Genomic DNA, 11412 nt, shown 5'->3' on the forward strand with positions numbered 1-11412 from the left:
CGCGTCAGGCGCGGCGGTAGACGGGCGGGCGCTTCTCGGCGAAGGCGCGGGCGCCCTCCTTCGCGTCGGCGGTGTCGAACACCGGCCAGCCGCGCTCCAGTTCGGCCGCGAGACCGTCGGCCTCCGTCATGTCGGCGGTCTCGTACACCGAGGCCTTCACGGCCTCGACGGCCAGCGGCCCGCAGGCGTTGATCCGCTCGGCGATGGCGAGGGCCTGCTCCAGGGCGGTGCCGTCGGGTACGACATGGCCGATCAGGCCGACGGCGGCTGCCTCCGCGGCCGTGTAGGGGCGGCCGGTGAGCAGCATCTCCAGGGCGTGGGTGCGGGGGATCTGCCGCTGGAGGCGCACCGTGGAGCCGCCGATGGGGAACAGCCCCCGCTTGACCTCGAAGAGCCCGAAGGTCGCCGACTCCCCCGCGACGCGGATGTCGGTGCCCTGGAGGATCTCGGTGCCGCCGGCCACGCAGGCGCCCTCGACGGCGGCGAGCACGGGTTTGCGGGGCCGGTGGTGGCGCAGCATGGCCTTCCAGTGCAGGTCGGGGTCGGCCTTGAGGCGGTCCCGGTACTCCTCCCCCGCCATCTGGCCGCCCGCGAGCGCCTTCAGGTCCATGCCCGCGCAGAACGCGGACCCCTCGCCGGTGAGCACGACCGAGCGCACCGCGTCGTCCTCGTCGGCGGCCACCCACCCGTCGTACAGGCCGACCAGCATCGGAAGCGAGAGCGCGTTCCTGGCCTCCGGCCGGTTGAGCGTGAGTATCAGCGTGGCGCCTTCGCGCCGCACGGAGAGATGTTCCGTACCACCCATAGCCGTCCTCCCGTCGTCAGACCTGGAACAGGTTGCAGGAGGGGAGGTGCCAGTTCAAGAGTTTTCTGACAGGTAGTCAGTTTTCTTCTCCGCGGACCCTTCCCACTTGTGCGCGCCTCTGCTGTCATGACCGCCACACGAGATGGCGCCGGGGTCAGGAGGAGCGGTGGAGTACAACCTTGCCGACCTGTTCGAGTCGGTCGTGGACGTGGTGCCGGACCGCGCGGCGCTGCTGTACATCGACCACCCCGGCACGGGCACGGAGCACGGACTCACCTACGCCGAGCTGGACGCGGCCGCCAACCGCATCGCTCACCACCTGATGGACCACGGCGTGAAGCCCGGCGAGCACTTGGGCCTGCATCTCTACAACGGCGTCGAGTACCTCCAGACCGTCCTTGCCTGCCTCAAGGCGCGGATCGTGCCGGTGAACGTCAACTACCGGTACGTGGAGGAGGAGTTGGCCTATCTGTACCGGGACGCCGACCTGGCCGCGCTGGTCTTCGACGCGGAGTTCGGCGAGCGGGTGGCCGCCGCGCTGCCGCGCGCGGAGAAGCTGCGGCATCTGATCCGGGTCGGCGAGGCGCCCCCCGGCACGCCGGGCCCGGACGCGGTGGCGTTCGCGGAGGCGGAGGCGTCCGGGTCACCCGAGCGCGGGTTCCCCGAGCGCTCGGCGGACGACCTGTTCATCATCTACACCGGGGGCACCACGGGCATGCCCAAGGGCGTGATGTGGCGCCAGGAGGACCTGTTCTTCTCCGGTCTCGGCGGCGGCGCCCCCACCGGCGAGCCGGTGACGAGCCCGCAGGAGGTCGCCGAGCGGGTGGCGGCCGGGGGCGACGGCATCACCTTCTTCCCCACCCCGCCCCTGATGCACGGCACGTCCACGCTCACCGCCTTCATCTGCTTCAACTTCGGCCAGCGCCTGGTCATCCACCGCAAGTTCGCGCCCGAAGAGGTCTTGCGCACCATCGCGAAGGAGAAGGTCACCAGCGTGTCCCTCGTGGGCGACGCCATGCTGCGGCCCCTCGTCGACGCGCTGAACGGCCCGCTGCGGGGCACCGACCTCTCCGCCCTCTTCAGTGTCTCCTCGTCCGGCGCGATCATGTCGGAGACGGTCCGCGCCCAGTTCGCCGCGCTCGCCCCGAACGTGATGCTCCTCAACAACTTCGGCTCGTCCGAGTCCGGCTTCAACGGCACCGCCACGGACGACTCGGGCCCCGAGAAGGGCTTCCGGCTCCGCGTCAACTCCCGCACGCAGGTCGTGGATCCGGCGACCTACGCCCCGGTGGCCCCCGGCGAGCCGGGCCGCATCGCCCAGCGCGGCCACGTACCGCTCGGCTACTACAACGACGCCCGCAAGACCGCCGAGACCTTCTTCCGGCGCGGCGACGAACGCTGGGTGCTGCTCGGCGACATGGCGACGGTCGACGCGGACGGCATCGTGACGGTGCTCGGCCGCGGCTCGCAGTGCATCAACACCGGGGGCGAGAAGGTATACCCGGAGGAGGTCGAGCAGGCCCTCAAGTCCCACCCGGACGTCTATGACGCGCTGGTCGCCGGGGTGCCGGACGAGCGCTGGGGCAACCGGGTCGCCGCGGTCGTCCAACTCCGCGATGGCGCCGACCAGTTGGACCTCCCCGCCCTCCAGACCCACTGCCGCACGCACCTTGCCGGGTACAAGATCCCGCGCGCGGTGGTCTTCACCGACCACATCCAGCGCTCGCCGAGCGGGAAGGCGGACTACCGCTGGGCGCGGACGGTGGCGGCCGGGGCATAGCCCTCAGGACCGGTCGGCCACCCGGCCCCGTACGCCCCACCCCCGTACACCCCGCCCCCTCAGCCGCACACCGACCGCGAAGCCCGCACCAGCGCCACCGCGTGCAGCGCGTCGAGGCGCCGCTCGTGCCATACCTGAGCGGTGGCCGCGGTGAGCAGGCCGCGGCAGTACGGGGCGGTGCGGGCGGGCTCCGACGCGGCGATGGCGTGGACCAGTTCGCCGTTGACGCGGTTGATCTCCTCGCGCACCTTCGCCAGGTCAGGGCGCTCGGTCGGGGCCGACGCGGGATCCGCGTCCCACCGCCGGTGCAGGGCGCGCTGCACGACCTTGTTGGCCTCGATCTGGTCCCGGAAGATCCGCACGGTCACCTCGGGGTCCGCGCCGATCCGCTCGGCCTGCCGCGCCACGGCGTCCAGGACCTGCCGCTCACGCGCGGGGTCGTCGATGGGGCTGCCCGTGCCGTACTTGGCCGCGGCGACGAGGTCGGCGGTGGCGAGGCGCTGCGCGGAGAGGCCGGAGAGCGCGTGCAGTCGCGCGTACGGATCGTCGGCGGCGCCCCGCGCCGGGCGGTCCACGGAGACAGCACTCCACACGCCCAACCCCGCAGGCACGCCGGGCGAGGCGACCGCGGTCCCCCCGCCTACGAGCAGCGCCGCGGCGATGCCCCCGGCAGCGAGCAGACGTCCGACGGATGAGGCAACGCGCACGGGAAGTCCCCTTGCTGACGGCGGCCGTTGGGCGAGCGGGCACCGGAACGGCGCCCGCGACGACGCGGCCATCGTACGACCGGCATTCCGGTTCAGCGGGCTGGCCCGCCAGACAGCCCGCTGAAGTATCTCTTGTCATGCACCTTGTGATGCGGACTCGCCCTTTGCTATTTCTTGGTTAGGAAAGGTTCCTAACCTTCAACGGCTTGGAGTCCCCCATGAGACCAGCCCGTCTGGCCGCCACTCTCGCCGCAGCACTCGTCGCGGGCCTCGCCTCCGCCGCCCCACCGGCTGTCGCGACCGCGTCGGGCCCCACCGCCCCGCGCGCCGCCGCGCCGACCCCGGTCGCCGCGAACGGCCAGCTCACCGTGTGCGGCACCAAGCTCTGCAACCAGAACGGCAAGGCCATCCAGCTGCGCGGCATGAGCAGCCACGGCACCCAGTGGTACGCGCACTGTCTGACCAAAGGCTCCCTCGACGCCCTGTCCGGCGACTGGAACGCCGATGTCCTGCGCGTCTCCACGTACGTACAGGAAGGCGGGTACGAAACCGACCCGCGCAAGTACACCGACCTCGCGCACTCCCTCATCGAGCAGGCCTCCGCGCGCGGCATGTACGTGATCGTCGACTGGCACATGCTCAGCCCCGGCGACCCGAACGCCAACCTCTCCCGGGCCAAGACGTTCTTCACCGAGATCGCCAAGCGGCACCAGGGCAAGAGCAACGTCCTGTACGAGATCGCCAACGAACCCAGCGGCGTGAGCTGGTCACGCATCAAGTCCTACGCCGAGCAGATCATCCCGGTGATCAGGAACATCGACTCCAACGCCCCGGTGCTCGTCGGCACCCGCGCCTGGTCGTCGTTCGGCGTCTCGGAGGGCGCGAACGAGTCCGAGGTGGTCAACAACCCGGTGAACGCCGCCAACATCATGTACACCTTCCACTTCTACGCCGCCTCGCACCGCGACGAGTACCTGAACACCCTCTCCCGCGCCGCCGCCAAGCTCCCCGTCTTCGTCACGGAGTTCGGCACCCAGAACTACGCGGGCGAGGACGCCAACGACTTCGCCATGTCGCAGAAGTACCTGGACCTGATGGCCGCCAAGAAGATCAGCTGGGTCAACTGGAACTTCTCCGACGACAACCGCTCCGGCGCCGTCTTCAAGACCGGCACCTGCGACAAGGGCGGCCCCTGGACCGGCACGGCGCCGCTGAAGCCGGCCGGGGCGTGGATACGCGAGCGGATGCGCACCGCGGACGACTTCTGAGCCCGGCGGGGACCGGCGCGGAACGTCCGCCGACCGGCGCCGGTCCCCGGCACCACCCGCACGATTCATCGCCCCGGGAACCGGAACACCACCCCTGTCCCGGGAACCACCCGCCCGCCGCGACACCGCCCATGCCACCTCGTACGAAACCCTTGCCAGAAGCCATGAAACCTTGAATAACTGACCCCGACACAAGATCGGCCAAGGGCCGGTCGCCCGGCATGGGACGGGGGTACTCCAGATGGCGCGCACACCGGCACTGCTGGACGCGGGGGAGCGGCTCGCCCGCGCGGAGCTGGAGGCCCTGCAGCTGGACCGGCTCCAGGACACGCTGCTGCACGCCTACGAGAACGTGCCCTTCTACCGGGCGGCGTTCGACGCGGCGGGGCTCGGCCCGGACGACTGCCACTCGCTCGCGGACCTCGCCCGGTTCCCGTTCACCACGAAGGCGGACCTGCGCGCGAACTACCCCTTCGGGATGCTCGCGGTCGAGCAGTCCGAGCTGCGGCGGCTGCACGCGTCGAGCGGCACCACCGGGCGCCCCACGGTCGTCGGCTACACCGAGCAGGACCTGAGCATGTGGGCGGACGTCGTGGCCCGGTCCATCCGCGCCGCGGGCGGGCGGCCGGGACAGAAGGTTCATGTGGCGTACGGGTACGGCCTCTTCACCGGCGGGCTCGGCGCGCACTACGGCGCGGAGCGGCTCGGCTGCACGGTGATCCCCGCCTCCGGCGGCATGACCGCGCGCCAGGTGCAGCTCATCCTCGACTTCCGGCCCGAGATCATCATGGTGACGCCGTCGTACATGCTCACGCTCCTCGACGAGTTCGAGCGCCAGGGCATCGACCCGCGCACCACCTCGCTCCAGGTCGGCATCTTCGGCGCCGAGCCGTGGACGGAGGAGATGCGGCGCGAGATCGAGGAGCGGTTCGCGATCGACGCCGTCGACATATACGGGCTCTCGGAGGTGATCGGGCCCGGCGTCGCCCAGGAGTGCGTGGAGACCAAGGACGGCCTGCACATCTGGGAGGACCACTTCTACCCGGAGGTCGTCGACCCGATCACCGGCGAGGTGCTGCCCGACGGCGAGCACGGCGAGCTGGTCTTCACCTCCCTCACCAAGGAGGCGCTGCCCGTCATCCGGTACCGCACCCGGGACCTGACGCGGCTGCTCCCCGGCACCGCCCGGGTGTTCCGGCGCATGGAGAAGGTCACCGGGCGCAGCGACGACATGGTGATCCTGCGCGGAGTGAACCTCTTCCCGACCCAGATCGAGGAGATCGTCCTGCGCACCCCCGGGCTCGCCCCGCACTTCCAGCTGCGGCTGACGAAGGAGGGCCGCATGGACGCCCTCACGGTCTGGGTGGAGGCCCGCGCGGACACCCCGCCCGGGCGGCGCGTCACGGCGGCGCGGGAGATCTCGGCGGCGGTCAAGGAAGGCATCGGTGTCTCGGTCGCCGTCGAGGTCGTGGACCCCGAGACCATCGAGCGTTCGGTGGGGAAGTTCAAGCGGATCGTGGATCTGCGGGGGAAGTGAGCGGGGCCCGTGCCGAGGGGCGGGCGCGTTCCCTGTACTGGTCGAGCGTCTCCAGGACGGCCCGGAACACCTCGTCCTGCTGGTGCTCGGACAGCACGCCGGGCAGGACGACGGGGCGGCCGCGGACCAGGTGCGCGCGGGCGACGTACCAGCAGAGACCGCCGCGGCCGGTGCGTCGCTGCGCCTCGATGCGGGTGACCGTGTGCCACGGGATCAGGCGTCGGCTCACCGCCGTCCTGAGCCGCATCCCCTCGGGGGTGAGCGTGGTCGTGCCGCGGGCGCGGTTCAGCGCGTAGAAGGCGGTCGGCAGCCAGATCCCGGCGAGCACCGCGGTGGCCGTGCGGCCACTGCTCGTCGAGTGCGCGTAGGCGCCGGGGAGCACGAACAGAGCGAAGAGCCCCAGCGTGAGCGTGAGCACCGCAAGGCCGAGGTGCAGGGAGCGGCGCCGGTGCCGAGCGAGCGCTATTCGAACTGTTTCCACCGGTTCATGGTAATTCGCCGGTACGCGTCCCTCGGCCGCCCGGTCAGTCGTTGATCGCCTCGACGCCCTGGGCCTTGAGGGCCGCGAGGTGGTCCCGCATGTGCTGGAGGGTCTCGGGCGGGTGGCCCTGCCAGTCCCGGACCTCCGCGACGACGCGCAGGGCCTCGCGGGTGCGGTAGGAGCGGGTCGGGTTGCCGGGGAACTTCTTGTCCGTGAGGTTCGGGTCGTCCTCGAAGGGGCCGGTGGGCTCGACGAGGTAGATCCGCTCGCGCTCCGCGCCGGCGGCCAGCTCGGCCCCCCAGACGGCGGCGTCCAGCGTGGCGGTCAGGTAGACGAAGTTCGCCCGGTCGCCCTTGCCGTAGTTGGAGCCGTGGCCCGGCCCGAGGAGCGACCCGACGGCCGCGTCGGCCTTCGTGCCGTGGAAGAAGGGTCCGGGATCCTCGCTGCCCCAGCGGATCGGCGCGTTCACATGGGCTCCTTCGGGTGTCGGTGGTCCGGGCCACGGTAGCGCCGTCAGGCGGGTACGGCCCCGACCAGACCGCCGTCGATGATCAGGTCCTGGCCGTTGACGTAGGACGCGTCGGACGAGGCGAGGAACGCGACGGCCGCCGCGACCTCCTCGGGGCGGCCGAAGCGGCCGGTGACGATCCGGCCGGTCACCGCCGCCGCTTCCGCGTCGCTCAGCGAGGCGGCGGGGTACATGGGGGTGTCGATGTATCCGGGGCTGACGGAGTTGACGCGGATGCCGCGGGGGGCGAGTCCCGCGGCGAGGGTCCTCGCCAGGTTGTGCGCGGCGGCCTTGGTCGCCGAGTACAGGGTGAGGACGCCGTTGCCCCGGTGCAGGGTCCAGGACGCGTTGATGACGATCGAGCCCCCGTCCACGAGCAGCGGCAGGGCCTTCTGGACGGTGAAGAACACGCCCTTGAGGTTGACGTCGACGGCGTGGTCGAAGTCCGCCTCGGTGATGTCCTCGAACGGCAGGAAGGTGCCGGTGCCCGCGTTCGCGAAGAGGCTGTCGAGGTGGCCGTGCCGGGCCCTGACCGTGTCCATCAGCGCGTCCACCGCGCCGGTTTCGGCGACGTCGGCCACGGCGCCCGAGGCGTTCGGGCCCAGTTCCGCGACGGCTGCCCGCACGCGGGCGCGGGTGCGGCCGGTGACGACGACGTGGGCGCCTTCGGCGACGAGACGGTGCGCGGTCGCCAGGCCCATGCCGCTGGTGCCCCCGGTGATGAGGGCGGTCTTTCCGGTGAAGCGGTTCATGTCGGTGGTCCTGTTCGGTACTTGGTCGGAGGCGGTGCGCGCCGGTGCTCCTGTCGGTTCTTGCGGGCGGGTCATGCCGGGCTCCCTGTCAGCGCTTGGGTGATCCAGTCCGCGAGCTGGGGCAGCCAGTCGGGGCGTGCGTTGCCCAGGAGGTGGTCGCCGTGCGGGACGGACAGGTGGGTGCCGTGCGGCGCGAGGCGGGCCAGTGGTTCGCCGTTGATCACGCCGGGGATGACGTCCTGGCCGCCGTCCACGGTCAGGAGCGGGACCGCGATCCGGGGCGCCAGGGCGGAGAGGTCCACCTGGCGGGCGAAGTCGCGGGCGGCCTCGGCCGATCCGGCGCGCCGAGTCAGGATGTCCCGTACGGGCTGCGGAAGCTCGTCCCAGTCGAGGCGGAAGGGGCCGCTGACGGTCGCGGCGGCGGCCACGCGCGGCTCCCGCGCCGCCGTCCCGGCCGCGTAGTAGCCGCCCAGGCTGAGGCCGACGACGGCGACGCGCGGGACGCCGAGGGCATCGATGACGCGGCCGACGACCCGGTGGTAGTCCGCCCGCACGGTCGTCGTGGCGGTGAGCGCGCCCTGCCCGGGGCCGTCCATCGCGAACACCGCGAGACCGCGGGCCAGGAGCGCGGACACCAGGTCGAGGAACTCCTCCTTGGCCGAGTCCAGGCCGGGCACGACGATCACGGTCCCCGGCGCGTCCGCGGGGCCGCGCAGAAAGCCGGTGAACTCCGCGCCGCGCACACGCCGGGCACCGGGCTCCAGCAGGGCGAGCGCCCGGCCGAGCGCGTCGTCCGCCGCGGCCGCGGCCCGGTCGGCCCCGGCGAACGGGGCCAGCGTGGCGACGTGGAACCACCGCGCCGCCATCAGCAGGTACTCCCCCGCCGACAGCGCGGATCCGGCGGCCGCCGCGCGCCGGAGGTAGTCGCGTCCGGCGCGGTCGAAGGCCGGGCCCCAGTCGCCGATGGACTCCAGGTCCCCGGTGACGCGCTGGTACGCGTGCGGGTCGAGGCCCGCGCCGGTGGCGCGGCTCCACTGGGCGGCGGAGAACTGGGCAGCGCAGAACGCGGCGTCGGCGAACTCGGCAGCGGGGAATTCGGGGTCGGAGAGCTCGGCAGCGGGGAACGCGGCGTCAGAGAATTCAGCGTCGGAGAACTCGGCGGCGCTCATCGGGCGACACCTGTCGTGAGGACGGCCTTGCCACGTATGCGGCGCTCCCGGAGATCGACCAGAGCGGCAGCGGTCTCGCTCCAGTCGGCGACCCGGCCCACCTCGGGGTGCAGCCGCCCCCGCTCCACGAGGCGCACCAGCGTGGCGAGGTCGGGGCCGTAGGGGGCGCCCGCGTAGTGGAAGTGCTGAATCGTGGCGCCAGCCGGTCCGCCGAGGAGCTCGAAGAAGTCGAGGGTGACCGGGGTGCGGCTCGCCTGCCCGCACCAGATGAGCAGGCCGCCCGGGCGCACCTTGGACAGCGCGGCCGGGAGCTGCGTGCCGCCCGTGGACTCGAGGACGACGTCGAACGGCCCCCGAGCCGCCGCGACCTCGTGCACCACCTCGGCCGCGCCCAGCTCGGCGAGCCGCTGCCCGCGCTCCGGGGTGGCCGTCACCACGGTGAGGTCCGCCCCGGCCGCTGCGGCCAGCTCGGTGACGTAGTGGCCGACACCGCCCGATGCGCCGGTCAGGAGCACCCGCCGACCGGTCGGGGAGCCCGCCGCGCGCAGCAGGCGCAGGGCGGTGATGCCCGCCAGGGGCAGTGCCGCCGCGCGGACGCTGTCGATCCCGTCCGGGAGGGCGGCGAGGGAGTGGGTGGGGACGGCGGCGTACTCGGCCCAGCCGCCCTGGGGCGGATGCCCGGCCACGCGGGTGCCGACGCCGGGGCCCGAGCCGTCCGCGGCGGCCTGGACGACGAGCCCCGCGATGTCCTTGCCGGGCAGCAGCCCCGGGGCGGGACGTTCGAGCAGGAACGTCTCGCCCCGGTTCGGCGCGAACGCCTCGACCTTGATCAGCGCCTCATGGGCCTGCGGGGCGGGCTGGGGGACGTCGGTGAACTCCACCGGACGCGCCGCATCCCCCGTGGGAATCAGTCTTCGCATGCCGACGATGCAATCCCGTCGGCCGCCCGGTGATCCAACAACGGACCGGAAAATCCGACAACCATCGGTTGTCACCTATGGTGATGGGCGTGGATCTGGACATGGCGCAGGTACGTGCCTTTGTGTATGCCGCCCAGGAGCTGCACTTCGGACGGGCCGCGGGGAAGCTGGCGATCACGCAGCAGGCCCTGTCCAAACGGATCGGACGGCTGGAGTCCCTGCTCGGCGCGCGACTGTTCGCGCGCCTCGGCCATGGCGTGGCCCTCACCGAGGCGGGGCGCGGCTTCCTCGAACCGGCCCGGCGGGCCCTGGCCGCCGCCGATGACGCGGTGGCGGCGACGGCGCGGAAGGGCAGGCCGCTGCGCGTCGACGTGTGGGGCCATCTCTACGCGCCCATGCGGACGCTGGCCCAGGTCGCCGGTCGGACCGAGGAGCTGGAGCTGGGCCACGGGCGCGATCTGCCGACGGTGACGACCGCGCTGCTGCACGGCGACATCGACGCGGCCTTCGGCCGGGTCCACCCACCACTGGCCGCCGAGCTGACGCACCGCCTCGTCCGCCTCGAACCCGTCGACGCCGTCCTGAGCGCGGACCACCCGCTCGCGGCCGAGCCCGCGCTCCGGCCCGAGCAGCTGCGCGACAGCGTGCTGTGGGCACCCGGCACCCTGGACCGGCTCGACTTCCTGCGCCAGTTCGCGGACCGCTTCGACATCCGGGACCGGTCCGTCGGCGTCAACCTGGGCCTCGCCCACCTCCTCGCCGAGGTGGCGGCACACCCGCGCCGCTTCTCGCTGCTGCCCGCCGACGTGCCCCTGCCGGAGATCCCCGGCCTGCGCTCCGTCCCGCTGGTCGACCCCACCCCGCTGTACGCCTGGTCGCTGCTGTGGCGCACCGGGAACGCCCACCCCGGCCTGAGCGGTCTCGCCGCCGCGTGCGCCGGGGAGGCGGGGCGGAGCCGGTGGCTGGAGTACGACCCGGCCCGGGACTGGCTGCCCGAACGGCCCGCATCCGACCCCGGTACGCGGACGGCGTGATCCGGCGCCACCGCGGCCCCGGGCCGGCGGGACCCGTGCCGCCGCGCGGGCCGGGCCGCGCGACGGCCCTCACCGCTCGTCGTCCGCCGCCTCACCCGCGATGTACGCGGTCGTCAACGTGCCGTCGTGGGCGCGGACCTTGGGGTGCAGGGTCAGGGTGATCCGCTGGGTCCGCGCCGCGGTGCGCGTGGCGTCCGCGGCACCCTCCACCACCCAGAACCGGATCTTTCCCTGCCCGCCCGCCGTGCGCTCGGCCGCCACGGTCGCCTCGATCTCGACCGGGCCGAGTTCGAACCGGACCGGCTCGTCGGCGCCGTCCGCCAAGGCCTCGTTCAGCTCCGCGCGCAGAGCGCGAATCATCTCGGCGAGTTCCACTGCCTGTCTCCCTGGCGTGCGGGGCCGTCGTACCCTCATCCATGTGGCTTGCGCCACACGGCAGTTGATCGAGTGG

General features: G+C 72.7%; 12 protein-coding genes. 4 read left to right on the top strand and 8 right to left on the bottom strand.

Going from position 1 to position 11412, the window contains the following annotated elements:
• Positions 1 to 4: 4 nt before the first annotated feature.
• On the bottom strand, positions 5 to 805 hold the full coding sequence (locus ACZ6AA_RS09535; RefSeq protein WP_471457202.1) for a crotonase/enoyl-CoA hydratase family protein: 801 nt from the start codon (positions 803 to 805) through the stop codon (positions 5 to 7).
• A gap of 166 nt (positions 806 to 971) precedes the next feature.
• Here ACZ6AA_RS09535 and ACZ6AA_RS09540 point away from each other — a divergent pair, with 166 nt between their 5' ends.
• Complete coding sequence (locus ACZ6AA_RS09540) at positions 972 to 2585, top strand: acyl-CoA synthetase (protein WP_471457203.1); 1614 nt, start codon at positions 972 to 974, stop codon at positions 2583 to 2585.
• A 59-nt stretch (positions 2586 to 2644) separates the two neighbouring features.
• On the opposite strand, the gene ACZ6AA_RS09545 is transcribed toward ACZ6AA_RS09540, so the two are convergent.
• Entirely contained in the window at positions 2645 to 3292 is a 648-nt protein-coding gene (locus ACZ6AA_RS09545) for a chorismate mutase (RefSeq protein WP_471457205.1), read from the bottom strand.
• A gap of 218 nt (positions 3293 to 3510) precedes the next feature.
• On the opposite strand from ACZ6AA_RS09545, the gene ACZ6AA_RS09550 reads away from it, so the two are divergent.
• Positions 3511 to 4560 carry a glycoside hydrolase family 5 protein gene (locus ACZ6AA_RS09550; protein ID WP_471457207.1) on the top strand — a complete coding sequence of 350 codons (1050 nt, stop codon included), beginning with the start codon at positions 3511 to 3513 and terminating at the stop codon, positions 4558 to 4560.
• Between the two features lie 241 nt (positions 4561 to 4801).
• A complete protein-coding gene (gene paaK / locus ACZ6AA_RS09555) occupies positions 4802 to 6097 on the top strand; it encodes a phenylacetate--CoA ligase PaaK (protein WP_471457209.1) in 1296 nt (431 codons plus the stop codon).
• Here paaK and ACZ6AA_RS09560 read toward each other — a convergent pair.
• From ACZ6AA_RS09560 to ACZ6AA_RS09580, 5 genes are read right to left on the bottom strand one after another with little or no spacing between them, the layout of a single operon-like run.
• The gene (locus ACZ6AA_RS09560; protein WP_471457211.1) at positions 6066 to 6578 is read right to left on the bottom strand and encodes a PH domain-containing protein; all 513 of its coding nucleotides are present in this window, start codon (positions 6576 to 6578) and stop codon (positions 6066 to 6068) included. The genes paaK and ACZ6AA_RS09560 overlap by 32 nt on opposite strands.
• 43 nt (positions 6579 to 6621) lie before the next feature.
• Positions 6622 to 7035, bottom strand: a complete 414-nt coding sequence (gene arr / locus ACZ6AA_RS09565; RefSeq protein WP_468482176.1) for an NAD(+)--rifampin ADP-ribosyltransferase — start codon at positions 7033 to 7035, stop codon at positions 6622 to 6624.
• A gap of 56 nt (positions 7036 to 7091) precedes the next feature.
• Positions 7092 to 7913: an SDR family NAD(P)-dependent oxidoreductase gene (locus ACZ6AA_RS09570; RefSeq protein ID WP_468482064.1), complete on the bottom strand. Its 822-nt coding sequence runs from the start codon at positions 7911 to 7913 to the stop codon at positions 7092 to 7094.
• Positions 7910 to 9007, bottom strand: a complete 1098-nt coding sequence (locus tag ACZ6AA_RS09575) for an alpha/beta hydrolase family protein (RefSeq protein ID WP_471457213.1) — start codon at positions 9005 to 9007, stop codon at positions 7910 to 7912. The genes ACZ6AA_RS09570 and ACZ6AA_RS09575 overlap by 4 nt, the downstream gene beginning before the upstream one ends.
• A complete protein-coding gene (locus ACZ6AA_RS09580; RefSeq protein WP_471457215.1) occupies positions 9004 to 9927 on the bottom strand; it encodes a zinc-binding dehydrogenase in 924 nt (307 codons plus the stop codon). The genes ACZ6AA_RS09575 and ACZ6AA_RS09580 overlap by 4 nt, the downstream gene beginning before the upstream one ends.
• Positions 9928 to 10016: 89 nt before the next feature.
• Between ACZ6AA_RS09580 and ACZ6AA_RS09585 the strand changes: the two genes are divergently transcribed.
• Entirely contained in the window at positions 10017 to 10961 is a 945-nt protein-coding gene (locus ACZ6AA_RS09585) for a LysR family transcriptional regulator (protein ID WP_468458147.1), read from the top strand.
• A gap of 69 nt (positions 10962 to 11030) precedes the next feature.
• Here the strand turns inward: ACZ6AA_RS09585 and ACZ6AA_RS09590 are convergent, their stop codons facing one another.
• Positions 11031 to 11336, bottom strand: coding sequence for a trypco2 family protein (locus tag ACZ6AA_RS09590; RefSeq protein WP_468458149.1), 306 nt, complete (start codon positions 11334 to 11336; stop codon positions 11031 to 11033).
• Positions 11337 to 11412 lie beyond the last annotated feature (76 nt).

The organism is Streptomyces sp. NPDC040610, assembly GCF_055594065.1.